Genomic DNA, 26134 nt, shown 5'->3' on the forward strand with positions numbered 1-26134 from the left:
AGCTCTCACTCGCTGTGATTGGGAAGCGCAAGGCGCGACGAATCTTCTTCGGTCTCTTCGATGCGCGGACGGTTGCCGTTCATGCGCGAGATGGCTTCGGTGTCGATGTCGCCGGTCACGTACACGCCGTCGAAGCAGGAGGCATCGAAGCCATTCAGCTTGGGGTTGAGCGAACCGATGGCACGCTTCATGGCATCGACGTCCTGATAGATCAGCGCGTCGCAGCCGATCAGCTCGCGAATTTCGTCGACCGTGCGGTCGTGTGCCACCAGCTCGTCCTTGGTGGGCATGTCGATGCCGTAGACGTTGGGGTAGCGCACCGGCGGTGCGGCGCTGGCGAGGTAAACCTTGCGCGCACCGGCATCGCGGGCCATCTGCACGATTTCCTTGCTGGTGGTGCCGCGCACGATCGAGTCGTCGACCAGCAATACATTGCGGCCCTTGAACTCGCTGGCAATCACGTTGAGCTTCTGGCGCACCGACTTCTTGCGCACGCCCTGCCCCGGCATGATGAAGGTGCGGCCCACGTAGCGGTTCTTCACGAAACCTTCGCGGTACGGCACGCCGAGCAGGTGCGCGAGTTGCGTGGCGCTCGGGCGGCTCGATTCGGGAATCGGAATGATCACGTCGATCTGGTTCGGCGGCACGGTGGACACCACGCGCTTGGCCAGCGTTTCGCCGAGATTGAGGCGAGCCTGGTACACCGAAATGCCGTCGAGCACCGAGTCCGGACGCGCCAGGTAAACGAATTCGAAGATGCAGGGGTTCAGCGTGGGCGCTTCGGCGCACTGCATCGAGTGCACTTTGCCTTGCAAGTCGATGAACACCGCTTCGCCGGGCTCGATGTTGCGTTCGAACACGTGGCCCGAACCTTCGAGCGCCACCGACTCGCTCGCCACCATGACGGTGCCGTCGGCATTGCGGCCCATGCAGAGCGGGCGAATGCCGTAGGGGTCGCGAAAAGCGAGCAGCCCATGGCCGGCAATCAGCGACACCACGGCATACGAGCCGCGCAGCCGCTTGTGCATGTTCTTGACCGCGGCAAACACCTCGGCCGGGTTCAGCGGCACGCCGCGCGATGCGCGCTCGAGTTCGTGCGCGAGCACGTTGAGCAGCACTTCGGAGTCGCTCTCGGTGTTGGTGTGGCGGTGGTCGGTGGAGAACAGTTCCGCGCGCAACGCATGCGCGTTGGTCAAGTTGCCGTTGTGCACCAGCACGATGCCGAAGGGCGCGTTCACGTAGAAGGGCTGCGCCTCTTCCTCGCTGTAGGCGTTGCCGGCGGTCGGGTAGCGCACCTGGCCCAGGCCCACGCTGCCGGGCAGCGCGCGCATGTTGCGCGTGCGGAACACGTCGCGCACCATGCCCTTGGCCTTGTGCATGAAGAACTTGCGTTCGAGCAGGGTCACGATGCCGGCCGCGTCCTGGCCGCGATGCTGCAACAGCAGCAAGGCGTCATAGAGCAGTTGATTGACGGGTGCGTTGCTGACAACGCCGACGATTCCACACATGAACGATTCCTCTCAGGGCAGGTAGCTTGCCAACTTTTCAGGCAGCGCGGGTTTCAGGCCCTGCAATGCCGCATCGAGAACAATGGCGCTGTGCGATTCGTGCCACCAGGCACTGTCGCTCAACGCCAGCAAATGAACAATGACCGCCAGCACGAGCAAGGCAACCGCACCCCGCGCCGCGCCGAAGGCCCCACCCAATATCCGGTCCACCGGCCTGAGGCCGACAGCCGCAATCAGCTTTCGCGTCAGCGCCGCCACCAGGCCCACGCCGAACGCCACCGCCACGAACACCAGCACGAAGGCCAGCGGATAGCGCCAGGTGGCCTGCGGGTCGCCAAACGGCAGCCAGGCCGCCACATCCGAAGCCAGCCATTGGGCGGCAATGAAGGCAGCCACCCAACCCGCCAGCGAAATCACTTCGAACACCAGGCCTCGCCACAGGCCGAACAGCATCGACACGATGATGAGCGTGACGGCAATCCAGTCGAGCAGGGCCACGGCAGCGAGCGATGGCTACTACAACGTGAGGATGGCGGCCGACAAAGACAAGCCCTTGACCTTATCCGCGGCCTTGTCTGCCTCAGCACGTGAACTGAACGGACCGACACGCACACGCGTGCGCTCACCGTCGGCCGTCTTGGCCACGTGCACATAGGTCTTGAGGCCCGCCTTCTCGAGTTTTTGCCGCACTTCGCGCGCCTTGTCGGCGTCTGCGAAGGCACCGACCTGCACCACGAAGCGGCCGCCGTCTTCGGCTGCGGCGGGCTTGGTGCTGGTAGAGGAAGGCTTGCCTTCGAGCAAGGCGCGGGCGCGGTTGCCGTCATCGGCCGAAGCCGGCTTGGGAGCTGGGGGCTTGGGTTCGGGTTTGGATTCCGGCTTGGCTTCGGGCTTTGGCTTCGGCTCGGGTTTGGGTTCCGGCTTGGGCTCGGGTTTCGGTTCAGGCTTTGGCTCGGGCTTGCGCTCCGGCTTGGGTTCGGCTGCGGGCTTTGTTTCGGCCGGAGGCGTGTTGGCCGCCGGTTTGCCGGGGTCGATTTCGGTGCCGTCGGCAGTCTCGGTGATCATGCGGCCGCCCGTCGACGGCGCCGCGGCAACGCGCGAGCCGCCGTCGGTTGCACCCGTGGGTGCGGCGGGTGCCGGCGTGGCGGGCACCGGCAGTGGCTTGACCTTGTTGCGATCGGGAATCTCGATGGGGATGTCGACCGACACCGGCCGCGGCTGGGTGTCGAACAACAGCGGAAAGCCGATGACGCCGAGCAGGACCAGAACAGCCGCGCCCACCAGCCGGTGCCGCGCGCGGCGGCGCATGGTTTCGACACTTTCCGCGGGGACGGCAGCCGGTGCGCTGCGTCCTTCGTTGCCTTGCTGGCCGCGCGTGCGGAACTTGAAAAACGCCATGAAGTTCGATCCCTGAAGGAGTGCAGCGAGGTGGTGCCAGATGGTGCGGACGGTTCGGCGATCAGCCGCCGGGCAGCAGGTGTTTGGCTTGCAGCCGCGGGGTGCCGTGCTCCAGCACGCCACCCACGGTGAAGAACGATCCGAAGACCACGATTCTATCAGCGGGGTCCGCGTGCTCGATGGCCGCGCGCAGCGCTTCCATCGGCCCCGCATGCACGCTGCCCGAGGCGTCGGCGCGCGTGTTCTGCGCCTGCCAACTCGCGAGCAGATCGCTCGCCTTGGCGGCGCGCGGTGTCGGCAGATCGGTGAAGTACCAGCGGTCGATCATCGGTCCGATGCGCGCGAGGATCGGGGCCAGGTCCTTGTCGGCCATGACACCGAACACTCCATGCGTGGTGGGATAGAAGCCCATCGCATCGAGGTTCTCGGCCAGCGCCGCGACCGCATGCGCGTTGTGCGCCACGTCGAGCACCAGCGCGGGTTCGCCCGGAACAATCTGGAAGCGGCCCGGCAGCTCGACCATGGCAAGCCCCGTGCGCACCGCCTGCGCGGTGATGGGCAACGGCGGCCGCAGCGCTTCGAGCGCCGCGAGCACACCCGCGGCATTGAGCAGTTGGTTGGCACCGCGCAGTGCCGGATACGCCAGCCCGCTGTAGCGCCTGCCTCGGCCCGACCAGCCCCACTGCTGCTTGTCGCCCGACACGTTGAAGTCGTGTCCGAAGCGCCACAGGTCGGCGCCGATGGCGGCCGCGTGGTCGATCACGCTTTGCGGCGGCATCGGGTCGCTCACGATGGCGGGCTTGCCCGGGCGCAGGATGCCGGCCTTCTCGAAGCCGATGCTTTCGCGGTCGGGCCCGAGGTAGTCCATGTGGTCGAGGTCGATGCTGGTGATAACCGCGCAATCAGTGTCGATGATGTTGACCGCGTCGAGCCGGCCGCCGAGCCCCACTTCGAGAATGGCCACATCCGGCTTCTCCTCGATCATGCAGCGCAGGATGCCGAGCGTGGTGAATTCGAAGTATGTCAGGGGCATGTCGCCCCGGGCTGCTTCCACCGCCTCGAAGTTTGCTATCAATTTAGAAGCATCGACCGCTTCACCCGCCAGGCGCAGCCGTTCCTCGAAGCGCACCAGGTGCGGCGACGTGAAAACCGCCGTGCGGTAGCCCGCATGCGTGAGGATCGATTCGAGCATGGCGCAGGTCGAGCCCTTGCCATTGGTGCCGGCCACGGTGATGACCGGGCAGTCGAAGCGCAGGCCCATCCGGGCCGCCATTTCCTTGGCGCGATCGAGGCCGAGCTCGATGTTCTTCGGATGGAGTTGCTCGGCGCGTGCGAGCCAGTCGTTAAGGGTTTCCATGGAGCCCGGCATTGTCGCCGACCCGGGAAGCGACTGACGCCACACGTTTTATCGGCATCATTGGCGTCCATGACAACCCTCTACGGAATTCCCAACTGCGACACCGTCAAGCGCGCCCGCGCCTGGCTCGACGAGCATGGCGTCGCCTACACCTTCCACGATTTCAAGAAACAAGGCGTCCCCGAGGCCGAGCTTGACCAGTGGCTGAAAAAGCCGGGCTGGGAGGCGCTGGTCAACCGCCGCGGCACCACCTGGCGCAAGCTCGACGAAGCCGAACGCAATGCGGTGGTCGATGCCGCCTCAGCCCGCGCCACATTGCTGGCCAACCCGAGCCTCATCAAGAGGCCGGTGGTCAACTGGGGGGTCAGAACCGGCGTTACGACAGGGTTCGATGCCGAAGCCTGGGCTGCTGCTGTGAACGCCGCGTAAACCCCGGAACCCTGTCTCGCCGACCTTCTCCAACACCGATCTGCAGGAGAGAACACCATGAACAGACAAGTCTTTCACACCCTTGCGGGTCTTTCGGCGGCCGGGTTGCTGACGGCAGGCGCCGCGGGCGTGGCCCAGGCCCAGGAGGCATGGGCGCGGGTGATTTCCGCCACCCCCGTGTATGAGACGACCGGCAGCAGCCCAAGCTACAACGTCACCTACGAATACAACGGGCGCCAGTACACGACGCGCATGGACAGCCGGCCGGGCGCCACCATCCCGATCCAGGCCAACACCTATGGCGTGACCACGGCGCCGGTTGCGCCCCAGCCGCAGCTGCAGCCCTACCCGGTCGAAGCCGACAGCGGCCAGCAGCAGTACCAGTACCAGCACCCCCCGCAATACGCCCAACCTTCACAGCAAGGTGGCTCGCCATGGGACAACGTGGTGCCCGAACAGGGTGTGGTGGTCTCCAATGCCCCGGCGCCGGCACCGGTCTATGTTCGGCCGGCCCCGGTGTATGCGGCACCCGTCTATGTGCAGCCGACCTATGTCTACCCGCAGCCCTACGTCTACCCGCCGGTCGGTCTCTCCCTGAATTTCGGGTACTCGAGGGGATGGGGCGGCTACCGCGGCGGATGGGGCCATCGCCACTGGCGTTGAGCCGCGCGCGGCAGGCTGACCGGAAGCCCGCGGCCGCGGGTATTGGCCAAGCCCTAAAATCGGGGACTTTTCCAACCCCCGAGGGGTGCGCCGCCGCGGTGGTGCGTCCTCGACAAGCCGACCGCGCACGCGCCGGCGCCATCCAATGACGACGACTACCGACACTCTCAACAGCGCCGCAGTGGCGACCAAGGCCAATGTGTATTTCGACGGCAAGTGCGTGAGCCACAGCCTCACGCTGGCCGACGGCACGAAAAAATCGGTCGGCGTGATTCTTCCGTCCACCCTGACCTTCAAGACTGGCGCCCCTGAAATCATGGAAGGCACGGCCGGCAGCTGCGAATACCAGCTCGAAGGCACCACCGAATGGGTGACGGCAGGCCCCGGCCAGAAGTTCAGCGTGCCTGGCAATTCGAGCTTCCAGATCCGCGTGGCGGGCGAGCCCTACAGCTACATCTGCCATTTCGGCTGAACCGCCAACCGGACACCCACATGTCGACCATTCTCCAAAACGTTCCCGCCGGCCAGAAGGTCGGCATTGCCTTTTCGGGCGGCCTGGACACGAGCGCCGCGCTGCACTGGATGAAACTCAAGGGCGCGATTCCCTACGCCTACACAGCCAACCTCGGCCAGCCCGACGAGCCCGACTACGACGAGATTCCCCGCAAGGCGATGCTCTACGGCGCGCAGAACGCCCGCCTGATCGACTGCCGCGCGCAGCTTGCGAATGAAGGCATTGCCGCGCTGCAGGCCGGCGCCTTCCACGTCACCACCGCGGGCGTCACCTACTTCAACACCACGCCGCTCGGCCGCGCGGTGACCGGCACCATGCTGGTGTCGGCCATGAAGGAAGACGACGTTCACATCTGGGGCGACGGCAGCACCTACAAGGGCAACGACATCGAGCGCTTCTACCGCTACGGCCTGCTCACCAACCCCAACCTGAAGATCTACAAGCCCTGGCTCGACCAGCTGTTCATCGACGAGCTCGGCGGCCGCGCCGAAATGTCGGCGTTCATGACCAAGGCCGGCTTCGGCTACAAGATGTCGGCCGAAAAAGCCTACAGCACCGACTCCAACATGCTCGGTGCCACGCACGAGGCCAAAGACCTGGAAAACCTCGACAGCGGCATGCAGATCGTGCAGCCGATCATGGGCGTGGCGTTCTGGAAGGACGAAGTCGAGGTCAAGCGCGAAACCGTCACCGTGCGCTTCGAGGAAGGCCGCCCGGTCGCCCTCAATGGCGTGGAGCATGCGAACCTGGTCGACCTGATCCTGGAAGCCAACCGCATCGGCGGCCGGCACGGCCTGGGCATGAGCGACCAGATCGAGAACCGCATCATCGAGGCCAAGAGCCGCGGCATCTACGAAGCCCCCGGCCTCGCGCTGCTGTTCATCGCCTACGAGCGCCTGGTCACCGGCATTCACAACGAAGACACCATCGAGCAGTACCGCGACCATGGCCGCAAGCTCGGCCGCCTGCTCTACCAGGGCCGCTGGTTCGACCCGCAGGCCATCATGCTGCGCGAAACGGCGCAGCGCTGGGTGGCGCGCGCCATTACCGGTGAAGTGACCATCGAACTGCGCCGCGGCAACGACTACTCGATTCTCAACACCGTGTCGCCCAATCTCACGTACCAGCCCGAGCGCCTGAGCATGGAAAAGGTCGCAGGCGCGTTCACGCCGCTGGACCGCATCGGCCAGCTCACGATGCGCAACCTCGACATCGTCGACACGCGCGAGAAACTGGCGATCTACACCCGCACCGGGCTGCTGTCGCCGGGCCAGGGCACCTCGGTGCCGCGGCTCACCAACGACGACGAAACCAAGTAAGCCGACGCGGCGCTTCCTGGAATGACAAACGGGCCCTCGAGGGCCCGTTTTCATTTGCGCGGTGCGCGTCTGTCGGTCGATCAGTCGCCGCCACCGCCTCCGCCGCAACCACCACCGCAGCCGCCGGAAGAATCCCCTCCTCCGCTGCCGCTCGATTCGCTGCCGCCAAAGCCGCCGGCATCGCCCGCGCCACCGCCATTGGACGACGAATCGCCAAAGCTGGTGCCGCAATGGGCGTCGGAGCCGTTGTGCCGGTCGATCGCCTTGCAGTCGGGCACGTAGTCGAAGCCGCCCGGAATGCCGAACTTCACATCCAGCGCAAACAGCAGCGGCAGCCGCGAGGGCTTGCGCGGATCGATGCTTTCTTCCTTGCAGGCCCAATACCAGGTGCGGCGCAGGCCGTCGTTGCGCTTCGGGTCCTTGCCCAGCACCTCGGCCGGGCTGTGGTGCAGCATGCCGCCGAAGGCCGCCTTGCACCAGTTGTGGTAGCCCTGCGTGTGCAGGATGAACTCGTGCCAGGCGGTATCGACCACCTTCGAAGGCATGGCCACGAACTTGCGGCCGCTGCGCAAATGGGCCATGAAGAACTGGCGAAGGCCGCGCAGCACCAGCTCGGCGTCGCGCCGGCTGAGCCCCGGGTGGGCCGCGATCAGCTTGCCGATGAGAAACGGCGGCATGCGGGCTTCGCGGATGAACTGCCGGCGCAGGCTGGTTTCCATGAAGCCCAGCGTGGCCGCAAGCGCCCATGCGCCAAGAACCAGCGGAACCAGCACCAGCCAGCCGCCATTGCTGAAGGCGAAGAACACCGCGACAAGCGCCCCCACCACCGCGGCCCGGCGTGCCCACATCAGCGCGGCAATGCGCCGCCGGTAATTCAGGTGCAGAAAGTCGAGGTCCATCAGACGACCACCGGCTCCGGCTCCAGCCGGATACCGAAGCGCTCGTACACGCTGGTCTGGATGGCCTTGGCCAGCGTCATCACCTCGCCGCCGGTCACGGGGTTCTCGAGGCCGCCGCGGTTCACCAGCACCAGCGCCTGCCTTTCGTAGACGCCAGCATTGCCGACCGACTTGCCCTTCCAGCCGCAGGCGTCGATGAGCCAGCCGGCCGCGAGCTTGATGGTGCCGTCGGCCATGGGGTAATGCACGATTTTCGGGTCGCGCGCGATGATGTCGGCGCACTGCTCGGGCGTGACCGTGGGGTTCTTGAAGAAACTGCCGGCATTGCCGAGCACCCGCCAATCGGGCAGCTTGGCGCGGCGAATGGCGCAGATCCAGTCGAACACGTCGGTGGCGCTCGGCGTGAAATTGCCGGTTTCGTCCATCTTGCGCTCGAGGTCGAGGTAGCCCACCACCGCCTTCCAGGGCTTGGGCAGCCGAAAGCGCACGCGGGTGATCAGCGCCCGGCCCGAAAGCCCGAAATCGTTCGGCCCGCTGCGCACATGCTTGAACACCGAGTCGCGGTAGCCGAAGGCGCACTGCGCGGCGTCCAGCGTAAAGCTGCGCCCGGTGTCCAGGTCGATGGCGTCGAGCGAATCGAAACGGTCTTGCAGCTCGACCCCGTAGGCGCCGATGTTCTGCACCGGCGCGCCGCCCACCGTGCCCGGAATGAGCGCCAGGTTCTCGAGCCCCGGGTAGCCGTGCGCCAGCATCCATTGCACCGCGTCGTGCCAGATTTCGCCCGCGCCGGCCTCCACGATCCAGGCGCGCGGGGTCTCCTCGACCAGCCGCAGCCCCTTGATTTCGACCTTCAGCACCAGCGGCTTCACGTCGCCGGTGAGCACGATGTTGCTGCCCCCGCCCAGCACGAAACGGGGCGCGTCGCGCCAGCGGGGGTCGGCGCGCAGCTCGGCCACGTCCGCCTCGTTGGCAATGCGCACCAGGTTCTGCGCGCGCGCGACGATGCCGAAGCTGTTGTACGGCTGCAGCGGGACGTTGTTCTCCACGATCATGGGAGAATTGTCGCATCCAGCTACCGCGAATCAGGAGAGCCCATGCCGTCTTTCGATACCGTCTGCGAACCAAATCTGCCCGAAGTGAAGAATGCGGTCGAAAACACCGCCAAGGAAATCGCAACGCGTTTCGATTTCAAGGGCACGGCCGCCGCCGTCGAGCTCAAGGACAAGGAAATCACCATGATCGGCGACGCCGAGTTCCAGCTCGTGCAGGTCGAAGACATTCTTCGCGCCAAGCTCACCAAGCGCAGCGTCGACGTGCGCTTTCTCGACAAGGGCGACGTCCAGAAGATCGGCGGCGACAAGGTCAAGCAGGTCATCAAGGTCAAGAGCGGCATCGAATCCGAGCAGGCCAAGAAAATCACCCGCATCATCAAGGACAGCAAGCTCAAGGTGCAGGCCGCCATCCAGGGCGACGCGGTGCGCATCACCGGCGCCAAGCGCGACGACCTGCAGGCCGCCATGGCGTTGATCAAGAAGGACGTGCCCGACATGCCCCTCTCGTTCAACAACTTCCGCGACTGACCCGCATGAAATCCCTCGTCGTCGCGGCGCAGCTGCTGGCGGCCGCAGCAGGGGCGCATGCGGCGAGCTCGGTCATGCTGACCGGCACCATCGGCAGCCGCGCGATCCTGATCGTGAACGGCGCGCCGCCCAAGACGGTGGCGGTCGGCGAAACCTTCCAGGGCGTGAAACTGGTCTCGCTGCAAGCCGAGCAGGCGGTGGTCGAGATGGAAGGCAAGCGCGTCAACCTGCGCATGGACACGCCGGTGAGCATCGGCGGCGGAGCCGGTTCAGGCGGTGGCGGCAACCGCATCGTGCTGCCGGCCGACAGCCGCGGCCATTTTATGACGCAGGGCGCCATCAACGGCCGCCCCGTCACCTTCATGCTCGACACCGGCGCCACGTCCATCGCCCTGTCGGCCGCCGACGCGCAGCGCATCGGCCTCGACTACAGCAAGGGCCAGCGCGTCCAGATGAACACCGCCAACGGCGTGTCCAGCGGCTACAAGCTGCGGCTGCAGTCGGTGCGCGTGGGCGATGTCGAGGTGTACGACATCGACGCCATCGTCTCGCCGCAGCCCATGCCCTTTGTTCTGCTGGGCAACAGCTTCATCAACCGCTTCTCGATGCGCCGGGACGCGGACCAGATGGTCCTGGAAAAACGCTATTGAGCGTCCGCGTCAGGCCTGCGCGGCCGTGACGACGATCTCGATCTTGTAGGCCGCATTGGCCATCTTGGCCTGCACCGTCGCGCGCGGCGGGGTGTTGCCGGCGGGAATCCATGCATCCCACACCTCGTTCATGGCCGTGATGTCGGTGATGTCCGCCAGGAAGATCTGCGTCATGAGAATGCGCGACTTGTCGCTGCCGGCCTCGGCCAGCAGGCGGTCGACCATGGCCAGCACCTGCGTGGTCTGGCCGCGGATGTCCTGCGCGGTGTCGTCGGGCACCTGGCCGGCGAGGTAGATGGTGCCGTTGTGCACGGCCGTCTCGGACAGACGCGGGCCAACGTGGAAGCGGGTGATGGATGCCATGGTGTTCAAGCCTTTTTCTTCGAGCCGAGCTTCGACTCCGTGCCGGCCGCGAGCCGGCGGATGTTTTCGCGGTGCCGCCAGACGAGCAGCAGACTCATGATGATGATCGCAATCAGCACCGTGCGGTCGAGCGGCCACGCAATGTTGCCGCCAATCAGGTAGTACGCCGGCGCAAAAAAGGCCGCCACGAGCGACGACAGCGACGAATAGCGGAAGAACACCGCAATGATCAGCCAGGTGACGCCGGTGGCCAGCCCCAGCCAGGGCGCAATGCCCACCAGCACCCCGGCCGCGGTGGCCACGCCCTTGCCGCCCTGGAAGCCGAAGAACACGGGGTACAGATGGCCCAGGAAGGCCGCCAGGCCCGCCAGCGCAGCCACGCCCTCGCCCAGGCCCCACTGCGCGCCGAAGTGGCGGATGACGAACACCGGCAGCCAGCCCTTGAGCGCATCGAGCAGCAAGGTGGCCAGCGCCGCGCCCTTGTTGCCCGAGCGCAGCACGTTGGTGGCGCCGGGGTTGCCGCTGCCGTAGCTGCGCGGGTCGGCCATGCCGAGCGATTTGCTCACGATGACCGCAAACGACAGCGAGCCGATCAGGTACGAAGCCACGATGGCAAGGAGGGAAGGCAAATGAAAGCTCAAGGCGGCGCTCCACGAAGGATGGATGTTCTTATTCGGGCCGGCTATTCTGCCAGCGCGCACTGCACCGGCTTGGCGCCGAGCAGCGCCACGCACACCTGCGGGTCGATGCCCACCAGGTAGCCGCGCCGCCCGCCGTTGATTGCGATCTTCGGCAGCTCCAGGATGCTCGACTCGATGTACACCGGCATCTGGCGCCGCGTGCCGAAGGGCGAGGTGCCGCCCACCATGTAGCCGCTGTGGCGCTGCGCGACCTCGGGCTTGCAGGGCTCCACCGACTTGGCGCCGATCTGCCGCGCCAGGTTCTTGGTCGACACCGTGCGGTTGCCGTGCATCAGCACGATGAGCGGCTTGGCGTCCTGGTCCTGCATGACCAGCGTCTTCACCACGGTGAAGGGGTCGAGGCCCAGCACCTCGGCGCTGTGCTGCGCGCCGCCGTGCTCCAGGTACTCGTACGGGTGCTCCGTGAAGGCGACCTTGTGCTCGCGCAGCAGCTGGGTGGCCGGCGTTTCGGAGGTGTGGGTGTTTTTCCTGGCCATCCTGCTGACGATTCGATTTTTTAGAGATTACTGTTTTACGATAAACTTTGTCTGTACAACATTAAATATCGAGCCAAACATGCAGCATACGTCAGCCTCGAAGGCAAGCTCCTCGTACTACCTGCGGCGGCACGCTCAAATCGTGCACACGCTCATCCTCGCCGGAGGCGCGCTGCTCCTGGCGCAGCCCGTCCTGCTGCTGGTGTTCAACCAGGGGCTGGAGTTGTTCGGCGGAGCCAACCTCCTTGGCCTGCCCAGCCTGCCGACGGACGACCCGGCACGTTGGCGCACTGCGGCCGTCAGCCTTCTGCCCGTTGGCGGCGGTTTGTACGCCCTGCGGCACCTCTGGCGGCTGTTCGACGAATACGGACATGGCCGGGTCTTCAGCGCCGCAGCGCTAGACGCGCTGGCGCGCTTCGCGTGGGCTGTGCTGCTGCTGGCGCTGCTGCTTCCGCTGGCGCGCGGCCTGATGACAGTGGCACTGAGCATCGGCAACCCGCCGGGCCAGCGCTTCCTGTCGATAACCATCGCGTGGTTCGATTGCCTGCACATCCTCTTCGGTGCGGTGCTCGTGGCCATCGCACGCGTGATGGTCGAGGCTCGCCGCATGGCCGACGACAATGCAGGCTTCGTCTGAAGACGCCATGCCCATCATCGTGAACCTCGATGTCATGCTCGCGCGGCGCAAGATGCGCTCGCGCGAGTTGGCGGAGCACGTCGGCATCACCGAGCAGAACCTTTCACTCCTCAAAAGCGGCAAGGTGCGCGGTGTGCGCTTCGACACGCTGGAGCGCATCTGCGAGGCGCTCGAGTGCCAGCCAGGTGACCTGCTCGAATGGCAGCCGGCTCCCGGAGACTGATGCCGCGTCCGGCCCTGCCGGCACTGGTGCTGGCCGTGGTGACCATACATGCGGCCGTGTTGTGGCTGCTGCTGGTTGCCAGCCAACCGCACGAAAGACCGGCGGGTTCGATCAAGCGCATCGCCATGGAAGTCGTCCAGGTCGTCACGCCGGCTAAGCCGGCCCCGTCGGAGCAACGGGAACAACCGACTGTCAAGCCACGAACCGCGCCAATGGCAGCCGCCCCTCGCCCCGTCCCCAGGCGTGCGTCGCGGCCGGCGCCCAGCGGCTCGATCCCCGCGACGCCAGACACCTTGGCCGAGCCCGCGCAGGCAACGGGCCCGCCTGCCACGCCCCCGCTCACCCTGGACACCGAAGCCACGAGGCGTGCCCTCCGCGACGTGGCCCGGCAACGCTCTTTCGCCGACCAGGCGAACCAGAGCATTAATGGCCGCGCCCGCTCCGCGCTCGACACGCCGCTCAGTGCGGGTGTCGCCAACGCAGCGCGCGGCGACTGCATGCGCGGCCAATTCAAGGGCAGCGACATGGGCCTGCTCAGCTTGCCCATGCTTGCCCTGGCCGCCGCCAGGAACGAATGCGGTCGCTGAGCTGAACAGCGTCAGGTCGCCGGGTCCCGGATCTCCCAGCGGATCTGATCGATCTCGGCCAGGACTGCCGGCGAAAGCGTGGTGCCCCACACGTCAAGGTCTTCGTCGAGCTGCGCCACCGTGGTCACGCCGATGATGGTGCTTGCCACCTGCCACTTGGTGTAGCAGAAGGCCAGCGCCAGCTGCACCGGCGTCAGGCCGTTGTCGCGTGCCAGCTGGTTGTAGCGGCGCGCCGCCTTCAATGCATCGGGCCGGCCCCAGCGCTGCTTGCGCACCGATTCGTAGCTCGAAATTCGCGCGCCCTTCGGAGCCTCGGGCCCCTCGATGCCACCCTGGTCGTACTTGCCGGTCAACAGGCCGAAGGCGAGCGGCGAATACGCCAGCAGCGAAACGCCGAGCCGGTGCATCGTCTCGTCGAGCCCGTTCTCGAGCCCGCGGCTCACCAGGTTGTAGACGTTCTGCACCGAGGCCACGCGCGGCAGGCCGTGCTGTTCGGCCAGGCGCACGAACTCATGCACGCCGTACGGCGTTTCGTTCGAAAGGCCGATTTCGCGCACCTTGCCGGCCTTGACCAGCCCGCCCAGTGCCTCGAGCTGCTCGTGAATCGGGGTTTGCGAGGTTTCCTTGGCCGGGTCGTAGTAAAGCGCGCCGAAGGCCGGCACGTGGCGCTCGGGCCAGTGGATCTGGTACAGGTCGATGACGTCGGTCTTCAGCCTTTTGAGGCTGGCGTTGCACGACGCCACGATGTCGGCCGCCGTCATGCCCGTGCCTTCGCGCACCCAGGGCGTGGCGCGCACCGGGCCGGCCACCTTGGTGGCGAGCGTGACCTTCTGGCGCGCGCCGGGATTGGCCGCAAACCAGTTGCCGATGATGGTTTCGGTGGCGCCGTAGGTCTCCTTGCGCGTGGGCACCGCGTACATCTCGGCCGTGTCGATGAAATCGACGCCGCGCTCCAGCGAGCGGCTCAAGATGGCATGCGAGGTGGGCTCGTCCACCTGTTCGCCGAATGTCATGGTGCCAAGGCAGATCGGGGTGACCTGCAGGCTGCTCTGGCCGAGTTGGATTTTTTTCATGCGCGGAATGCTACCGCCCTCCTTTGCGGTGTGCAGGCCGCGGGCCCAAAACCCGGGCGCGCACTGTCTTGTGGCGGACTGCGCCGCGGCCGCCGGCTCCGTATCATCGGCGCCCATGTACCAAGCCCTTCGTCCTTCGCGCACCGAATTCGTGCCCGTGCGCAACCTCCGCTACCACGTGCGCGTATGGGGCGAGCCCTCCGCGGCGCGGCCGCCGTTGGTGCTGCTGCACGGCTGGATGGACGTGGGGGCCTCCTGGCAGTTCGTGGTCGATGCGCTGGCCGAAGAGCGCTTCATCGTCGCGCCCGACTGGCGCGGCTTCGGGCTGACCGATGGCGGCGGTGTCGACAACTACTGGCTGCCCGACTACCTCGCCGATCTCGAATGGCTGCTCGACCACTACGCGGGCGAAGGCGATGCGGCCCGGCCTGTCGACCTGGTCGGCCACAGCATGGGCGGCAATGTCGCCATGCACTATGCGGGCGTGAGGCCCGAGCGCATTCGCCGACTGGTCAATTGCGAAGGCTTCGGCATGCCCGCGCGCAAACCCGAGGAAGCGCCCGCGCGCTACGGGCAATGGATCGACGAACTCAAGCGGCTGCACCGCGGCGAAATGGCGCTTGCCGGCTACTCGTCGGTCGACGGTGTGGCGCGGCGGCTCATGAAGACCAACCCGCGCCTCACACCCGACAAGGCGAACTGGCTGGCCGGCCATTGGTCGGCCCTCCAGGCGCAGGCCGAAGGCGGCGAGCGCTGGCAGATCCTCGGCGACGCCGCGCACAAGATCATCAACGCGAACATCTTCCGGGTCGATGAAACGCTCGCGCTCTATGCGCGGATTTCAGCGCCCACGCTGATGGTCGAAGCTGCGGACGACAGCCTGCACGGCTGGTGGAAAAACCGCTACACCCTCGATGAGTTCCACGAGCGCCTGAAGTCCATGCCTTCGGTGCGCATCGAGCAAGTCGCCGACGCGGGCCACATGCTGCACCACGACCAGCCGCAGCGCGTGGCCGGGCTGATCGAGCAGTTCCTGGCCGGCTGAGCCAGCAGGGTTTCAGTTGGCGGCGCGGCCCTGCACGGTGCGCTGCAACGCCGCGCGCGCCAGCAGCCGCGTCGAATCGAGCGTGGGCAGCGGCGAGTTCACGTCGTTCATGATCAGCGGAATTTCGGTGCAGCCGAGCACCACCGCGTCGCAGCCGTCTTCGTCCTTCATGCGCTGTATGACGCGGCGGAACGCCGTGATGGCGTCGGGCGTGAAAACACCGCAAACCAACTCGTCCATGATGATGCGGTTGATCTCTTCGCGCTCATCGGCAGTAGGCCGAACGTACTCGAGCCCCCTGGCAGAGAGCTTCTCGGGATAGACCTCGCTCTCGACCAGCCAGCGCGTGCCGGTGATGGCCAGGCGCCGGAAACCGCGCTGCGCGGCCTCCTCGGCCACGCACTCCGCAATATGCAACCAAGGCAACGGCGAGCGCGCCTCGATGAAAGGCAGCGCCTGGTGAATGGTGTTGTCGGGGCAGACCAGAAAGCTCGCACCGATCTTCGCGAGCTTGCTCGCCGAAGCGAGCATGACCTCGCCCACGCCGCGCCAGTCATTGCGATAGATGTGCTGCATGTAGTCGGCAAGCGACGGCGTGTGCATCGAGACTTCAGGATGCGCATGCGGGCCGAGCAGTTGGGCCCCCTCCACGCAGATGGTTTGGTAGCAGAGCGCCGCGCCTTCGGCGGAGCATCCGACGATTCCGATGTGCTGGGTCATTCGCACATGCTACAAGCCTGCGGCCCGGCGTGCGCCAGACCGGCTTCGAACTCAGTCTTCTTCGTCCGCGTCGTTGCCCGTCAGCATCAGCACCTCTTCGACGAAGGCGTCGAAGTGCGGCAGCGCGGCGGGCAGCGGCCGGGCCGGTGCGGCCTGGCCGTCGTCGAAAAAATGCTCCGCGCCGGCCGACATGTCCACCCATTCACCCGCCTCGAACAGCAGGCCCAGGTAGCCGTCTTCGGTGCGCACATAGAACAAGCTCGCACGCTCGAGCGCCCGCTGGCCTGCGGGCGCTTCTTCACGGCCCCAGGTCACGCCTTGCCCGGCCAGGCGCTCGGTGATGCGGCCGTCGCACACATGCGTGTCGCACCAGCGTCCTTCGGCATCGAAAACGGCGAGCACGGGCATGGGCGTCCTTTGCTTGAAAGTTACTGCAGGAAGCTGGGCTTGGCGTAGCCCTGGAACTTGGTGTCGACCACGGCCTTGAACTCCTTGGAGCGGTAGGCGTCGGCAATGTCCTTGGCCCAGGGCGCGTTCTTGTCCGCGCTCTTCACGGCCACCACGTTCAGGTAGTAGTCGGGCGTCTTCTCGAGCACCACGGCCTCGGTGAGCTTCAGGCCCGACGAGATTGCGAAGTTGCCGTTGACGATGGCGTATTCGGTATCGCCCAGCGAGCGCGGCAGCTGCGCGGCTTCGAGCGGAATGAACTTCAGCTTCTTCGGGTTCTCGGCCACGTCTTTTTCAGACGCGCGCAGCGGATCGACGCCGGGCTTGATGGTGATGAGCTTGTTCTGCTCCAGCAGCACCAGCGCGCGGGCCAGGTTGCTCGGGTCGTTAGGCAGCGTGAAACGGTCGCCCTCTTTCACCTCGGCCAGGGTCTTGCGCTTGGTCGAATACACGCCCAGCGGCGCGATCGGGCCCTGCACCAGTTCGGCAAGGTCCAGCTTCTGGTCGGCGGAGAACTTCTTCAGGTAGACCTGATGCTGAAAGAAATTGGCGTCGAGCGAGCCCTGGGCCAGCGCGAGGTTGGGCTGCACATAGTCGTTGAACTCGACCAGCTTCACCTTGTAGCCCTTCTTCTCCAGGATGGGGACGATGCCGGCCTTGAGCTGGTCGATGTTCGAGCCGGCGGTGCCGCCGATGACGAGGTTCTTCTTGGCTTCTTGCGCCTGTGCCAGCGAGAGGCCGCCGAACGACAGGGCGGCAAGAGACAGGGCGAGGACGGAACGGCGCAGCAGTGCGGTTTTCATGGAATGAGCAGGAGAGAAAAGAGACAAAAGGAAAGAGAAAAACAAAAAATCAACGCTTGTCCAGCCTGCGCGCCGTGGTGTTGCCCACGAACTGCAGGATCTGTACCAGCACCACGAGCAGCGCCACGGTGAGCACCATCACGTCGGTCTGAAAGCGGTAGTAGCCGTAGCGGATGGCCAGGTCGCCAATGCCGCCGCCGCCCACCACGCCGGCAATGGCCGAGTAGGAGAGAAAGCTCACCGCCAACACCGTGAGCGCCAGCACCAGACCGGAGCGCGCCTCCACCACCAGCACGCGCCAAACGATCTGCAGCTCCGAAGCGCCCATGGCGTGCGCCGCCTCGATCACGCCGCGCGGCACCTCGCGCAGGCACTGGTCGACGAGCCGCGCAAAGTACGGAATGGCCGCAAACGACAACGGCACCGCGGCCGCCAGCGGCCCGATGGACGTGCCGGCAATCACGCGCGTGAACGGCACCAGCGCCACCAGCAAAATGATGAAAGGAAACGAACGCACGGTGTTCACGATCCAGTTGAGCACAAGGAACGCCGGCTTGTTTTCGAGCGACTGGCCCGGCCCCAGCAAGAACAGCAGAATGCCCAGCGGCCCGCCAATCAGCACCGCGGCCGAGAGGCCGATGGCCAGCATCAGGAAGGTCTGGCCCGTGGCCACCCACAGCTCGGGGAGGATGGGCGCGATGTTTTCAAACATAGGCCACCTCCTGCGCGCTGCGCTGCACCGGCAAGGGGCGCGACGTGATGGGTTCGCGCGCCTCGCGCTCGCGGCGACGCACCAGCTCGTCGATTTCGCGGCCCAGCGCCGTCTTGCGCTCTTCGGCCGACGCATCGAGCACCGCAAACTGCTCCACCAGGCGGCCCTTCTCCAGAATGGCCACGTTGCGGCACAGCACCTCGACCACCGAGAGCTCGTGCGTCACGATGACGATGGTCACGCCGATCTTCTGGTTGATGTCGCGCAGCGTTTCGAGCAGCGCGCGCGTGGTTTCGGTGTCGAGCGCCGAGGTGGGCTCGTCGCACAGCAGCACCTGCGGCCGCGGCGCCAGCGCACGCGCAATGGCCACGCGCTGCTTCTGCCCGCCCGAAAGCTGGGCCGGGTAGGTGTCGATCTTCTCGGCCAGCCCCACCAGGGCCAGGCACTCGCGCACGCGGGCGTCGATTTCGGCCTTGGAATGGCGGCCGTGTATCTTCAGCGGGAACGCCACGTTGTCGAACACCGTGGCGTTCTGCAGCAGGTTGAACTGCTGAAAGATCATGCCGATGTTCTGGCGCATGTCCCGCAGCTCGCGGCGCGAGAGCGTCGTCAGGTCGCGCCCGCCCACAAAGACCTTGCCCGCATCGGGCCGCTCCAGCAGGTTGATGAGGCGCAGCAAGGTCGACTTGCCCGCGCCGCTCTTGCCGATCAGGCCGAACACGTCGCCCTGGTGAATGTCGAGCGAGAGCGACTGCACGGCGTCGAACACCTCGCCGCTGGGCAAGGCAAAAGACTTCTGCACCGATTGAAGTCGGATGACCGGCGCCGCGTTGCCGCGGGCCGTATCAGGCGAATGGTTGGTCATGGAGAGGAGGCACGGCCCGCGCTGAAGCGGGCCGCGGAGTTCGCAAAAAGGTGCCGAGTATGAAAACAAAATCGTCAAAAGGGAACGAACAAATCGGCGCTTGCTTATGCATGAAAAAGCATAAGCATTGAAGAAGCTCGGCGAACAACGCCATATCGATATGCGCATTGGTTCGTTCCCAAACCGGCGGGGCAATGCCACATTCGCGGCCTTACTTTTTTTGATTTCGCGCAACAACATGCACAGCACCCTTCGCCGCCGCACCCTCGCCCTTGCAACCATTGCGGGCGCACTTTTCTTCACCGGTAGCGCCGCCTTCGCGCAAGACAACAAGACCGCCATCAAGGTGGGCGTGTCCGTCGGCAACGGCGAGCAGATCTTCGAAGTGGTGAAGAAGGTCGCCGCCAAGGACGGCCTGAACATCCAGGTGGTGGTGTTCAACGACTACCAATTGCCCAACGCCGCGCTGGCCTCGGGCGACCTGGACGCCAACGCCTTTCAGCACCAGCCTTTCCTGGACAACCAGAACAAGGCCCGCGGCTTCGACATCGTGCCCGTGGGCCTCACCATCACGGCGCCGCTGGGCTTCTACTCGCGCAAGATCAAGTCGATCGACCAGTTGCCCGACGGCGCCTCGGTCGGCATCCAGAACGATCCGTCGAACGGCAACCGCGCCTTGCTGCTGCTGCAGACGGCGGGCCTCATCACGCTGAAGCCCGAGGCGGTGAAGAACAACAACGCCACGCCGCTCGACGTGGTGAGCAACCCCAAGAAGCTGAAGCTGGTGGCGCTGGACGCGGCCCAACTGCCGCGCTCGCTCGACGACCTGGTCATTGCCGCCATCAACAACGACTACGCCGAGAAGGCCGGCCTGTCGCTCGCCAAGGACGCCGTGATCAAGGAGGCCCCGAAAAGCCCCTACGCCAACCTGATTGCCGTGCGCCGCGCCGACAAGGACAAGCCATGGGCCAAGCGGCTGGTTGCGGCCTACCAGTCGGCGGAGGTGAAGAGCTTTATCGAAACGCAGTTCAAGGGATCGCTTGTCCCCGCGTTCTGACTTTGCCTTCCTCCCTCCCCCGCTGGGGGAGGGCCGGGGTGGGGGCACGACGGCCTCCAAATAAGCACAGCGCTCGATCGAAGCCCGCCCCCATCCCAGCCTTCCCCCAGCGGGGGAAGGAGCAATACAGGGGCTCTCCTGGGCAACGGTGCGGTCCATGAGAAAATGTCCGGTTTCCCCCGAACACAGTCAGGACACCCCATGGACGCAGAACAAATCAACCAAATCGGCGCAACCCTCGCGGACCTGAGCGCCCGGACGGCCGATTTACGGAGGTATCTTTGACTACGATGCCAAAGCCGAACGCCTGAGGACGGTCAACGCATCGCTCGAAGACCCGAACGTCTGGAACGACCCCAAGAAGGCCCAGGAACTCGGCCGCGAGAAGAAATCGCTCGACGACGTGGTCGTGACGCTCGACCGCTTGACCAGCGGCTTGTCTGACAACGCCGAGCTTTTCGAGATGTCGAAGGAAGAAGGCGACATGGACGGCTTGCAGTCCATTGCCGATGACGCCGCCGCGCTCGAAGCCGACATCAAGCAGCTCGAATTCCGCCGGATGTTCAACAACCCGGCCGATCCGCTCAACGCCTTTGTCGACATCCAGGCCGGCGCCGGCGGCACCGAGGCTTGCGACTGGGCCAGCATGCTGCTGCGCCAGTACCTGAAGTACGCCGAGCGCAAGGGCTTCAAGACGCAGATCGAAGACGAAACCCCCGGCGACACCGCCGGCATCAAGGGCGCGACCATCAAGGTGGAAGGCGACTACGCCTTTGGCCTCTTGCGCACCGAAACCGGCGTGCACCGCCTGGTGCGCAAGTCGCCGTTCGACTCGTCGGGCGGGCGCCACACCAGCTTTGCTTCGATCTTTGTGTACCCGGAAATCGACGACTCCATCGAGATCGAGATCAACCCTTCGGACGTGCGCACCGACACCTTCCGCGCAAGCGGCGCGGGCGGCCAGCACATCAACAAGACCGACTCGGCCGTGCGCCTGACGCACATCCCCACCGGCATCGTGGTGCAGTGCCAGGACGGCCGCAGCCAGCACAGCAACCGCGACGTGGCGTGGAAGCGCCTGCGCTCGCGCCTGTACGACCACGAAATGCGCAAGCGCCAGGAAGAGCAGCAAAAGCTCGAAGACAGCAAGACCGACGTGGGCTGGGGCCACCAGATTCGCAGCTACGTGCTGGACAACAGCCGCATCAAGGACCTGCGCACCAACGTCGAAGTCTCGGCCACGCAAAAGGTGCTCGACGGCGACCTGGACGTGTTCATCGAAGCCTCGCTGAAGCAAGGCGTGTAATCGATGAGCCTGACCCACGACAAGGTCGAAGCCTTCATCTTCGACATGGACGGCACCATGATCGACTCCATGCCGTGGCATGCGCGCTCGTGGGTGGAGTTTGTGGCGCGCCACGGGCTCAAGCTCGACGTGACCGACATTCTTGCGCGCACCACGGGCCGCACCGGCGCCGAGTGCATGCGCGAGCTGTTCGAGCGCGAACTGGCCGACGACGAATGCCAGGCCCTGGTGCACGAGAAAGAAGAAATCTACCGCGCCATGTTCAGCGACAACTTCACCGAGGTGGCCGGCTTCACCGCCTTTGCCAAGGCCGCCGTGGCGCGCGGCCTGAAGGTGGCCGTGGGCACGGCGGGCGACCGGCACAACATCGAGTTTGCGATGTCGCGCCTGAAGATGGACCCACTGCCGCTGGCCATTGTGGGCGGCGACGAAGGCTTTGCCGGCAAGCCCACGCCCGAGATTTTCTTGGAAGCCGCGCGCCGCATTGGCGTGCCGCCCGAGCGCTGCATCGTGTTTGAAGATGCGCCCTTCGGCATCGAGGCTGCGCGCCGCGGCGGCATGCGTGCCGTGGCCGTGTGCAGCACCCATACCGCCGCCGAGCTTGCCGGCCCCCATGTGATTGCCGCCGTTCGCGACTACGACGAACTCGCCCATTCGAATTTTCTGGAGACACTCGATGCTGCTGCAGCGTGACGCCCAAGGGCAACCGATTGCCATTCGCCGCGAAGACTATGCCGCTCCGGCATTCTGGATCGACACCGTCGACCTGACCTTCGACCTCGACCCCGCCAAGACCCGCGTGCTCAACCGCATGCAACTGCGCCGCAACCCCGACGTGCCGGCCCAACCGCTGCGCCTGGACGGCGACGAGCTGAACCTGGCCCGCGTGCTGGTCAACGGCCAGGGCGCGTCGTTCCGCATGGAAGGCGAGCAGCTCGTGATCGATGGTTTGCCCGACGCCTTCGAGCTCGAGATCTTCACCACCTGCTGCCCCATCAAGAACACCAAGCTGATGGGCCTGTTCGTGAGCGAAGACACCTTCTTCACGCAGTGCGAGGCCGAAGGCTTCCGCCGCATCACGTACTTCCTGGACCGCCCCGACGTGATGGCGATGTACACGGTAACGCTGCGCGCCGCCAAGGCCGCCTACCCCGTGCTGCTGTCGAACGGCAACCTGGTCGAGCAGGGCGACCTGCCCGAGGGCCGCCACTTTGCCAAGTGGGTCGACCCCTTCAAGAAGCCCAGCTACCTGTTTGCGCTGGTGGCCGGCAAGCTGGTGGCGCGCGAGCAGCGCATTACCGCGCGCAACGGCAAGGAGCATTTGCTGCAGGTGTACGTGCGCGCCGGAGACCTCGACAAGACCGAGCACGCGATGAACTCGCTGGTCAACTCGGTGCTGTGGGACGAAGCCCGCTTCGGCCTGCCGCTGGACCTGGACCGCTTCATGATCGTGGCCACCAGCGACTTCAACATGGGCGCCATGGAGAACAAGGGCCTGAACATCTTCAACACGAAGTACGTTCTGGCCAACCAGGCCACCGCCACCGATGCCGACTACAGCAACATCGAAAGCGTGGTCGGCCACGAGTACTTCCACAACTGGAGCGGTGACCGCGTCACGTGCCGCGACTGGTTCCAGCTCTCTCTGAAAGAAGGCCTGACCGTCTTCCGCGACCAGGAGTTCAGCCAGGACCTGTGCGCCGACGCCTCGGCCCGCGCCGTGAAGCGCATCGAAGACGTGCGCGTGCTGCGCACCGCCCAGTTCCCTGAAGACGCGGGCCCCATGGCCCACCCGGTGCGGCCAGACAGCTACATCGAGATCAGCAACTTCTACACCGTCACCATTTATGAAAAGGGTGCCGAGGTGGTCCGCATGATGCAGACGCTGGTCGGCCGCAAGGGCTTTGAAAAGGGCATGACCCTTTACTTCGAGCGCCACGACGGACAGGCCGTGACCTGCGACGACTTTGCCCAGGCCATTGCCGATACCAACCCCGATTCGGAGCTGGCCCGCCTGCTGCCGCAGTTCAAGCGCTGGTACAGCCAGGCCGGCACGCCGCGCCTTGCCGCCCACGGCGTGTACGACGCGCAAGCGCGCAGCTACACCCTGAGCATCGTGCAAAGCTGCCCGCCCACGCCGGGCCAGCCGACCAAGGAACCGTTCGTTATTCCGGTGAACATTGGCCTGCTCGATGCCAGCGGCCGCGAACTGCCGCTGCAGCTCGAAGGCGAAACCGAAGTAACCCGCGGCGCGCCGGGCACGCCCTGCACGCGCACCGTGGTGCTCTCGCGCGCCGGCGAGCAAATTACCTTTGTCGGCCTCGACGCCGAGCCCGTGCCTTCCATCTTGCGCGGCTTCAGCGCGCCGGTGATTCTCGACTTCGAGTACACCGACGCCCAACTGCTGACGTTGCTGGCCAACGACCCCGACCCGTTCAACCGCTGGGAAGCCGGCCAGCGCCTGGGCCTGCGCGCCGCGCTGCAAGGCATTGCGGCGCTTGCGACCGACACCACCCCGGTGCTGAACGACGCGTATCTGGACGCCATGCGCAGCGTGCTGCGCAACCCCAAGCTCGACGCCGCCTTCAAGGAACTGGTGCTCACCCTGCCTTCGGAAACCTACATTGCCGAGCAGCTCGACGTGGTCGATCCGCAGCGCGTGCACCTGGTGCGCGAAGCCATGCGCGCCCAGCTGGCCACCGCCCTCTTCCAGGACTGGCAACAGGTCTACGAAGAAAACCACGACACCGGCGCCTACACGCCCGACCCCACCTCTTCAGGCCGCCGCGCGCTCGCCGGCATGGCGCTGAACTTCTTGTGCCTGGCGGCGCGCTCTTCGGGCGACACCGTGTGGCCCGGCAAGACGCTGCAGCGCTTCAAGGACGCCGGCAACATGACCGACCGCTTCAACGCGCTCAACGCGCTGGTGGCGTCGGGCCACACCTTGGCCGCGCAGGCGCTCGCGCGCTTTCACGCCCTGTTCAAGGACGAAGCGCTGGTCATCGACAAGTGGTTTTCGCTGCAGGCCGGCGCGCCCGACCGCGGCGGCGACATCTTGCCGCTGGTCAAGCAGCTGATGAAGCACCCGGACTTCTCCATCAAGAACCCCAACCGCGCCCGCAGCGTGATCTTCAGCTACTGCAGCGCCAACCCCGGAGCGTTTCATCGCCCCGACGCGGCCGGCTACGTGTTCTGGAGCGAGCGCGTCATAGAGCTGGACGCCATCAACCCCCAGGTGGCCGCCCGCCTTGCCCGCGCGCTCGACCGCTGGAGCAAGCTGGCCGAGCCCTACCGCAGCGCCGCGCGCGAAGCCATTGCCCGCGTGGCCGCCAAGCCCGACCTGAGCAAGGACACGCATGAAGTCGTGACCCGCGCCCTGGCCGGCAACTGATAAGCAAGGAACACAGGAAGCACATGGCTCAACAAAAGATCTCCCTCACCCGCTACCTCGTCGAACAACAGCGCGCCGACGGCCTCATTCCCGGCCAGCTGCGCCTGCTGCTCGAAGTGGTCGCCCGCGCCTGCAAGAGCATCAGCCAGGCCGTCAACAAGGGCGCGCTGGGCGGAGTGCTCGGCACCGCCGAAAGCGAAAACGTGCAGGGCGAAATCCAGAAGAAGCTGGACATCATCGCCAACGAAGTGCTGATCGAGGCCAACGAATGGGGCGGCCACCTCGCGGCCATGGCCAGTGAGGAAATGGAAACCATCCACGTGGTGCCCAACCGCTACCCGCAGGGCGAATACCTGCTCATGTTCGACCCGCTCGACGGCAGCAGCAACATCGACGTGAACGTGAGCATTGGCACCATCTTCAGCGTGCTGAAGAAGCCTGATGACACCCCCGGCGTGCAGGAAGCCGACTTTCTGCAGGCCGGCACCCAGCAGGTAGCCGCCGGCTACTGCATCTACGGCCCGCAGACCACCCTGGTGCTTACCGTGGGCAACGGCGTGGCCATGTTCACGCTCGACCGCGAGCAAGGCAGCTTTGTGCTCACACAGGAAGACATCCAGATTCCGGCCGATACCAAGGAATTTGCAGTCAACATGAGCAACATGCGCCACTGGGACGAGCCCATGAAGCGCTACATCGACGAGTGCCTGGCCGGCAAGGAAGGCCCGCGCGGCAAAGACTTCAACATGCGCTGGATTGCCAGCATGGTGGCCGACGTGCACCGCATCTTGATGCGCGGCGGCGTGTTCATGTACCCGTGGGACAAGCGCGAACCCGAAAAGGCCGGCAAGCTGCGCCTGATGTACGAGGCCAACCCCATGAGCTGGCTGGTGGAGCAGGCCGGCGGCGCCGCCACCAACGGCAAGCAGCGCATCCTGGACTTGAAGCCCACCAAACTGCACGAGCGCGTGAGCGTGATGTTGGGTTCGCGTAACGAAGTCGAGCGTTTGACCAAGTACCACACCGAAAAGGCCTGACGGTGTTGCTATAATCCGAGGCTTCGCCGGTGTAGCTCAGTCGGTAGAGCAGCTCATTCGTAATGAGAAGGTCGGGTGTTCGATTCATCTCTCCGGCACCACATACAGGGAACCGTTCCCTCTGAAAACCGCCCTTCGGGGCGGTTTTTTATTGCCCATCGAATTTGGGTTTTCCCGCAACTTCCCGATTTTTCCTTGCTCGCTTGCGCAAAATTTGTGCCCAAGAATGCGTATGAGCCGATACGACGGAAGCGGCCGATACCCCCTGGGCTTAGCGCCTGCAGCGGCCTGAACCTGATAGGTGACGGCGCCGTTGCTTCAAATTGATGCCTATAGATGGCTTCCAGCTAACTTTAGATGGACAGCGCCGTCTACAC

The 26134-nt window shown here is 65.4% G+C and carries 30 protein-coding genes and 1 tRNA gene; 16 read left to right on the forward strand and 15 right to left on the reverse strand.

The features are described 5' to 3' along the window. Positions 1–5 precede the first annotated feature (5 nt). The 4 genes from purF to folC all read right to left on the reverse strand — a co-directional run bounded on the left by purF (position 6) and on the right by folC (position 4272). Complete coding sequence (gene purF, locus EJI00_RS04565; protein ID WP_126746283.1) at positions 6–1508, reverse strand: amidophosphoribosyltransferase; 1503 nt, start codon at positions 1506–1508, stop codon at positions 6–8. Between the two features lie 12 nt (positions 1509–1520). After that, entirely contained in the window at positions 1521–2006 is a 486-nt protein-coding gene (locus EJI00_RS04570) for a CvpA family protein (protein ID WP_126746284.1), read from the reverse strand. 18 nt (positions 2007–2024) lie between these two features. Beyond that, a complete protein-coding gene (locus EJI00_RS04575) occupies positions 2025–2903 on the reverse strand; it encodes an SPOR domain-containing protein (protein WP_126746285.1) in 879 nt (292 codons plus the stop codon). A gap of 61 nt (positions 2904–2964) precedes the next feature. Next, on the reverse strand, positions 2965–4272 hold the full coding sequence (gene folC, locus EJI00_RS04580; protein ID WP_126746286.1) for a bifunctional tetrahydrofolate synthase/dihydrofolate synthase: 1308 nt from the start codon (positions 4270–4272) through the stop codon (positions 2965–2967). Between the two features lie 57 nt (positions 4273–4329). Here folC and EJI00_RS04585 point away from each other — a divergent pair, with 57 nt between their 5' ends. The 4 genes from EJI00_RS04585 (at position 4330) to argG (ending at position 7185) form a co-directional block, all read left to right on the forward strand. Next, complete coding sequence (locus EJI00_RS04585; protein ID WP_126746287.1) at positions 4330–4689, forward strand: ArsC family reductase; 360 nt, start codon at positions 4330–4332, stop codon at positions 4687–4689. Between the two features lie 57 nt (positions 4690–4746). Continuing rightward, positions 4747–5352, forward strand: a complete 606-nt coding sequence (locus EJI00_RS04590; protein ID WP_126746288.1) for a hypothetical protein — start codon at positions 4747–4749, stop codon at positions 5350–5352. Positions 5353–5497: 145 nt separating this feature from the next. Continuing rightward, a complete protein-coding gene (locus EJI00_RS04595) occupies positions 5498–5824 on the forward strand; it encodes a pyrimidine/purine nucleoside phosphorylase (RefSeq protein WP_126746289.1) in 327 nt (108 codons plus the stop codon). Between the two features lie 20 nt (positions 5825–5844). Then, positions 5845–7185 carry an argininosuccinate synthase gene (gene argG / locus EJI00_RS04600; RefSeq protein ID WP_126746290.1) on the forward strand — a complete coding sequence of 447 codons (1341 nt, stop codon included), beginning with the start codon at positions 5845–5847 and terminating at the stop codon, positions 7183–7185. 80 nt (positions 7186–7265) lie between these two features. Here argG and EJI00_RS04605 read toward each other — a convergent pair whose 3' ends face one another. Continuing rightward, the gene (locus EJI00_RS04605; RefSeq protein WP_126746291.1) at positions 7266–8084 is read right to left on the reverse strand and encodes a glycine-rich domain-containing protein; all 819 of its coding nucleotides are present in this window, start codon (positions 8082–8084) and stop codon (positions 7266–7268) included. Continuing rightward, positions 8084–9136: a UDP-N-acetylmuramate dehydrogenase gene (gene murB, locus EJI00_RS04610; protein ID WP_126746292.1), complete on the reverse strand. Its 1053-nt coding sequence runs from the start codon at positions 9134–9136 to the stop codon at positions 8084–8086. Before murB ends, EJI00_RS04605 begins: the two co-directional genes overlap by 1 nt. Before the next feature lie 42 nt (positions 9137–9178). Between murB and EJI00_RS04615 the strand changes: the two genes are divergently transcribed. Both EJI00_RS04615 and EJI00_RS04620 read left to right on the forward strand, forming a co-directional pair. Next, positions 9179–9664: a YajQ family cyclic di-GMP-binding protein gene (locus tag EJI00_RS04615; RefSeq protein ID WP_015866547.1), complete on the forward strand. Its 486-nt coding sequence runs from the start codon at positions 9179–9181 to the stop codon at positions 9662–9664. A 5-nt stretch (positions 9665–9669) separates the two neighbouring features. Further along, on the forward strand, positions 9670–10314 hold the full coding sequence (locus EJI00_RS04620) for a TIGR02281 family clan AA aspartic protease (protein ID WP_126746293.1): 645 nt from the start codon (positions 9670–9672) through the stop codon (positions 10312–10314). Positions 10315–10323: 9 nt separating this feature from the next. Here the strand turns inward: EJI00_RS04620 and EJI00_RS04625 are convergent, their stop codons facing one another. From EJI00_RS04625 to ybaK, 3 genes are read right to left on the reverse strand one after another with little or no spacing between them, the layout of a single operon-like run. Next, entirely contained in the window at positions 10324–10677 is a 354-nt protein-coding gene (locus EJI00_RS04625) for a RidA family protein (protein WP_126746294.1), read from the reverse strand. Positions 10678–10682: 5 nt separating this feature from the next. Then, positions 10683–11318 (reverse strand): glycerol-3-phosphate 1-O-acyltransferase PlsY, encoded by a 636-nt coding sequence (plsY, locus tag EJI00_RS04630; RefSeq protein WP_126746295.1) that lies wholly within the window; start codon positions 11316–11318, stop codon positions 10683–10685. A gap of 41 nt (positions 11319–11359) precedes the next feature. Continuing rightward, positions 11360–11854: a Cys-tRNA(Pro) deacylase gene (gene ybaK / locus EJI00_RS04635; RefSeq protein WP_126746296.1), complete on the reverse strand. Its 495-nt coding sequence runs from the start codon at positions 11852–11854 to the stop codon at positions 11360–11362. A gap of 79 nt (positions 11855–11933) precedes the next feature. On the opposite strand from ybaK, the gene EJI00_RS04640 reads away from it, so the two are divergent. Genes EJI00_RS04640 through EJI00_RS04650 form a run of 3 tightly spaced genes read left to right on the forward strand, consistent with a single transcriptional unit; the run spans position 11934 to position 13301 of the window. After that, the gene (locus EJI00_RS04640) at positions 11934–12491 is read left to right on the forward strand and encodes a DUF2975 domain-containing protein (RefSeq protein ID WP_126746297.1); all 558 of its coding nucleotides are present in this window, start codon (positions 11934–11936) and stop codon (positions 12489–12491) included. 7 nt (positions 12492–12498) lie between these two features. Then, on the forward strand, positions 12499–12714 hold the full coding sequence (locus EJI00_RS04645; protein ID WP_126746298.1) for a helix-turn-helix domain-containing protein: 216 nt from the start codon (positions 12499–12501) through the stop codon (positions 12712–12714). Beyond that, positions 12714–13301 (forward strand): hypothetical protein, encoded by a 588-nt coding sequence (locus tag EJI00_RS04650; RefSeq protein ID WP_126746299.1) that lies wholly within the window; start codon positions 12714–12716, stop codon positions 13299–13301. The genes EJI00_RS04645 and EJI00_RS04650 overlap by 1 nt, the downstream gene beginning before the upstream one ends. Positions 13302–13312: 11 nt before the next feature. On the opposite strand, the gene EJI00_RS04655 is transcribed toward EJI00_RS04650, so the two are convergent. Continuing rightward, a complete protein-coding gene (locus EJI00_RS04655; RefSeq protein WP_126746300.1) occupies positions 13313–14374 on the reverse strand; it encodes an aldo/keto reductase in 1062 nt (353 codons plus the stop codon). 115 nt (positions 14375–14489) lie between these two features. On the opposite strand from EJI00_RS04655, the gene EJI00_RS04660 reads away from it, so the two are divergent. Continuing rightward, a complete protein-coding gene (locus EJI00_RS04660; RefSeq protein WP_126746301.1) occupies positions 14490–15419 on the forward strand; it encodes an alpha/beta fold hydrolase in 930 nt (309 codons plus the stop codon). A 12-nt stretch (positions 15420–15431) separates the two neighbouring features. Here the strand turns inward: EJI00_RS04660 and EJI00_RS04665 are convergent, their stop codons facing one another. From EJI00_RS04665 to EJI00_RS04685, 5 genes are read right to left on the reverse strand one after another with little or no spacing between them, the layout of a single operon-like run. Then, positions 15432–16139, reverse strand: coding sequence for an aspartate/glutamate racemase family protein (locus tag EJI00_RS04665; RefSeq protein ID WP_126746302.1), 708 nt, complete (start codon positions 16137–16139; stop codon positions 15432–15434). 51 nt (positions 16140–16190) lie between these two features. After that, positions 16191–16547 (reverse strand): hypothetical protein, encoded by a 357-nt coding sequence (locus EJI00_RS04670; RefSeq protein ID WP_126746303.1) that lies wholly within the window; start codon positions 16545–16547, stop codon positions 16191–16193. 20 nt (positions 16548–16567) lie between these two features. Beyond that, positions 16568–17389 carry a MetQ/NlpA family ABC transporter substrate-binding protein gene (locus tag EJI00_RS04675; RefSeq protein ID WP_126746304.1) on the reverse strand — a complete coding sequence of 274 codons (822 nt, stop codon included), beginning with the start codon at positions 17387–17389 and terminating at the stop codon, positions 16568–16570. A gap of 49 nt (positions 17390–17438) precedes the next feature. Further along, the gene (locus EJI00_RS04680; protein WP_047783086.1) at positions 17439–18101 is read right to left on the reverse strand and encodes a methionine ABC transporter permease; all 663 of its coding nucleotides are present in this window, start codon (positions 18099–18101) and stop codon (positions 17439–17441) included. Next, positions 18094–18966 carry a methionine ABC transporter ATP-binding protein gene (locus EJI00_RS04685; RefSeq protein ID WP_126746305.1) on the reverse strand — a complete coding sequence of 291 codons (873 nt, stop codon included), beginning with the start codon at positions 18964–18966 and terminating at the stop codon, positions 18094–18096. The genes EJI00_RS04680 and EJI00_RS04685 overlap by 8 nt, the downstream gene beginning before the upstream one ends. Before the next feature lie 238 nt (positions 18967–19204). Between EJI00_RS04685 and EJI00_RS04690 the strand changes: the two genes are divergently transcribed. The 6 genes from EJI00_RS04690 to EJI00_RS04720 all read left to right on the forward strand — a co-directional run bounded on the left by EJI00_RS04690 (position 19205) and on the right by EJI00_RS04720 (position 25858). Then, on the forward strand, positions 19205–20023 hold the full coding sequence (locus EJI00_RS04690; RefSeq protein WP_126746306.1) for a MetQ/NlpA family ABC transporter substrate-binding protein: 819 nt from the start codon (positions 19205–19207) through the stop codon (positions 20021–20023). Between the two features lie 201 nt (positions 20024–20224). After that, positions 20225–21329, forward strand: a protein-coding gene (gene prfB / locus EJI00_RS04700; protein ID WP_126746308.1) for a peptide chain release factor 2 whose coding sequence is annotated in 2 segments (ribosomal slippage) — positions 20225–20305 and positions 20307–21329 — 1104 coding nt in all. Because the reading frame shifts where the segments join, the coding sequence is not laid out codon by codon here. A gap of 3 nt (positions 21330–21332) precedes the next feature. Further along, the gene (locus EJI00_RS04705; protein ID WP_126746309.1) at positions 21333–22022 is read left to right on the forward strand and encodes an HAD family hydrolase; all 690 of its coding nucleotides are present in this window, start codon (positions 21333–21335) and stop codon (positions 22020–22022) included. Next, complete coding sequence (gene pepN, locus EJI00_RS04710; RefSeq protein ID WP_126746310.1) at positions 22006–24720, forward strand: aminopeptidase N; 2715 nt, start codon at positions 22006–22008, stop codon at positions 24718–24720. Before EJI00_RS04705 ends, pepN begins: the two co-directional genes overlap by 17 nt. A 23-nt stretch (positions 24721–24743) precedes the next feature. Then, a complete protein-coding gene (locus EJI00_RS04715) occupies positions 24744–25757 on the forward strand; it encodes a class 1 fructose-bisphosphatase (RefSeq protein ID WP_126746311.1) in 1014 nt (337 codons plus the stop codon). A gap of 25 nt (positions 25758–25782) precedes the next feature. After that, positions 25783–25858: transfer RNA gene (locus tag EJI00_RS04720), tRNA-Thr, on the forward strand. Positions 25859–26134: the final 276 nt, after the last annotated feature.

This window comes from Variovorax sp. DXTD-1 (assembly GCF_003984625.1).
In the GTDB taxonomy this organism is placed as follows: domain Bacteria; phylum Pseudomonadota; class Gammaproteobacteria; order Burkholderiales; family Burkholderiaceae_C; genus Variovorax.